Here is a 239-nt window from a genome sequence, read left to right as displayed (position 1 = left end):
GTTAAACCTGAATTGGTATTGTCATAACCGGAAGCCCTCGCATTGGTATCGATGGTCGTAATTACGTCTCCATTACCATTTGTAAAAGTATACACTCCATCGGTTACACTTACCGAAGTAGTATTGGCATCAATAATCACCTCTGTACCGTCTACAGCGGTGTGGGTATAAGTGCCGTTATTGTTATCAACTAATACATCAGACTCGTTTCCAATAATGCTTAAAATTTCATCATAGAT

At 38.9% G+C, this 239-nt stretch carries 1 protein-coding gene; it reads right to left on the bottom strand.

From position 1 onward, the window contains the following. Positions 1 to 239, bottom strand: a 239-nt coding sequence (locus tag I6U50_RS15820; protein WP_198639563.1) for a hypothetical protein, incomplete at both ends; no start/stop codon positions are given.

Origin of the sequence: Salegentibacter maritimus, from assembly GCF_016236975.1 — a bacterium.
GTDB classification, from domain to species: domain Bacteria; phylum Bacteroidota; class Bacteroidia; order Flavobacteriales; family Flavobacteriaceae; genus Salegentibacter; species Salegentibacter maritimus.
Note: the sequence above shows the minus strand (reverse complement) of the source record. Positions and strands in the feature narration are given on the sequence as shown.